This is a genomic window from Gordonia sp. VNK21, assembly GCF_046098115.1.
In the GTDB taxonomy this organism is placed as follows: domain Bacteria; phylum Actinomycetota; class Actinomycetes; order Mycobacteriales; family Mycobacteriaceae; genus Gordonia.
The window spans coordinates 6,317-8,567 of record NZ_JBJURU010000025.1; the positions used below are offsets into that span (position 1 = coordinate 6,317).

General features: G+C 71.7%; 1 protein-coding gene and 1 pseudogene. Both read right to left on the reverse strand.

Annotated features, from left to right (window positions below; all coding sequences use genetic code 11):
- Nucleotides 1-439: 439 nt before the first annotated feature.
- A complete protein-coding gene (gene argH / locus ACJMNC_RS17760) occupies nt 440-1,912 on the reverse strand; it encodes an argininosuccinate lyase (RefSeq protein WP_408949285.1) in 1,473 nt (490 codons plus the stop codon).
- 41 nt (nt 1,913-1,953) lie between these two features.
- Nucleotides 1,954-2,251 (reverse strand): annotated as a pseudogene (locus ACJMNC_RS17765) (arginine repressor); the annotation flags it as partial.

Consider the following 2,251-nt stretch of genomic DNA (forward strand, 5'->3'; position numbering starts at 1 on the left):
CGGTCCCCCAAGGCAAGGCCCACCGCGTGCTCCACCGGCCCCGCACGCAGGCGCTCCGCCTCTCAGCGCCCCACCCGGACCTGGTTGAGCTGCTGCTCTGGAAGCGGAGCTAGTTAGGCCGCGACTGGGGCGTCCACGCGCTCCACGACTGCCACTGGCCTAGGTAGCTTAGCGCGTTACGCGAGCCGCCCTGGCGGAGCCAAGTCCAGGTCGCGGTCTAGCTACAGCGCCCGCGCTGCTAGCACGCCGAGCGGCCACTAGACCCGTAGAGCGCGCCCCGGGCGACTGCGCGGCAAGCTGGTTGTCGATTCCACACTGGACGTAGCGTCAGCTTTGCCGCTCGCCCAGTCCCCTCTTTCCACGAGTCGTATCTCCCCTGACCCGCTCGCCGTTTCGACTGCGATGCAGGTCACCCCTTAGCTGTTGGTCGAACGGCGCGTCAGCGGGCCCCGCGCGAGATGCCCAGATCACCGGCGAGCCGCACGATCGTCGCGCCCGCGACATCGATCTGGCGCTGGACCTGAACCGAGGCGGTCCCGCCGAGCGCATTGCGCGATTCGATGGATCCGGTCACCGTCAGCACCTCGCGCACCTGCGGGGTCAGCGCCGGATTGATCGAGGCGAAGGTCTCGTCGTCGAGTTGGTCCAGGCCCACCCCGCGACTCTCCGCCTCGCGGACGCACGCCCCGGCCACCTCGTGCGCCACCCGGAACGGAACCCCCTGGCGAACCAGCCATTCGGCGATGTCGGTGGCGAGGGTGAAGCCCGCGGGCGCCAGCTCGGCCATCCGCTCGGGGTGGAAGGTGAGGGTGCTGACCAGTCCCACCACGGCCGGCAGCAGCAGTTCGAGCTGGGCCACCGAATCGAAGACCGGTTCCTTGTCCTCCTGCAGGTCCCGGTTGTAGGCGAGCGGCTGCGCCTTGAGGGTGGCCATCAGGCCGGTGAGATTGCCGATCAGCCGGCCGGACTTGCCGCGCGCGAGTTCGGCGACGTCCGGGTTCTTCTTCTGCGGCATGATCGAGCTGCCGGTGGACCAGGCGTCGGCCAGGGTCACGTAGCCGAATTCCGGCGTCGACCAGAGGATCACGTCCTCCCCCAGCCGGGACAGGTCCACGCCGATCATGGCCAGCACGAAGGCCGCCTCGGCGGCGAAGTCGCGGGACGAGGTGGCATCGATCGAGTTGTCGGCGGCCTGGTCGAAGCCCAGGTCGGCGGCGATCGCGGCCGGATCGAGCCCCAGCGACGAACCGGCCAGCGCACCGGAACCGTACGGGGAGACTGCGATCCGCCGGTCGGCGTCGACGATCCGGGCCACATCGCGCAGCAGCGGCTGGGCGTGGGCGAGCAGGGTGTGCCCGAGCAGCACGGGCTGGGCGGCCTGCAGGTGCGTCTTGCCGGGCATCACCACCCCCGGGTGCGCGGCGGCCTGATCGACCAGAGCCTGCGCCAGGTCGAGCAGTCCCCCGGCCACCCGGCGCAGCGCATCGCGCAGCCACATCCGGAAGAGGGTGGCGACCTGGTCGTTGCGCGACCGTCCGGCCCGCAGCCGGCCACCGAGTTCGGCGCCGGCCCGTTCGATGAGTCCGCGTTCGAGGGCGCCGTGCACGTCCTCGTCGCGCTCGGCGGCCACGAAGGTGCCGTCGGCCACGTCCCGGGCGAGCACCTCGAGCGCGGCCTGCATGCCGGTCAGCTCCTCGTCGGTGAGCAGTCCGGCCCGGTGAAGCACCCGGGCGTGCGCCTGCGAGGCGGCGATGTCGTACGGGGCCAGCGCCCAGTCGAAGTGGGTGGACTTGCTCAGCGCCGCCATCGCCGCGGCCGGGCCGCCGGCGAACCGGCCGCCCCACAGCGCCCCGGTGTTGGTGGCGCCGCCCGATCCGGCGTTCTCGGCGGGCTGATCAGCACTCTCGGCCATACGTCTGTTCTCCTGAGGTGGTCGTGGTCGGCGGTCTGGGCTCAGACCAGTTTTTCGATGAGTTCGGCCAGTCCCGCCCCGGTGAGCGGCTCGCGGGCCAGCACGAAGATGGTGTCGTCACCGGCGATGGTGCCGACCACTTCAGGCAGGCTGGAGCGGTCCAGGGCGCTGGCCAGATAGCCGGCGGCGCCGGGCGGGGTGCGCAGCACCGCCACCTGCCCCGAGCTGTCCGTGGCCACCAGCAGCTCGCCCAGCATGCGGGAGAGCCGGTCGGTGCCGCCGTGCACGCCGCGCACCGGGCTGCCGTCCTCGGGGACCACGTACACTCCGGCGCCGCCG

Coding starts and splice junctions, on each gene's coding strand:
- argH (WP_408949285.1), bottom strand. CDS start 1,912: ATGGCCGAGAGTGCTGATCAGCCCGCCGAGAACGCCGGATCGGGCGGC.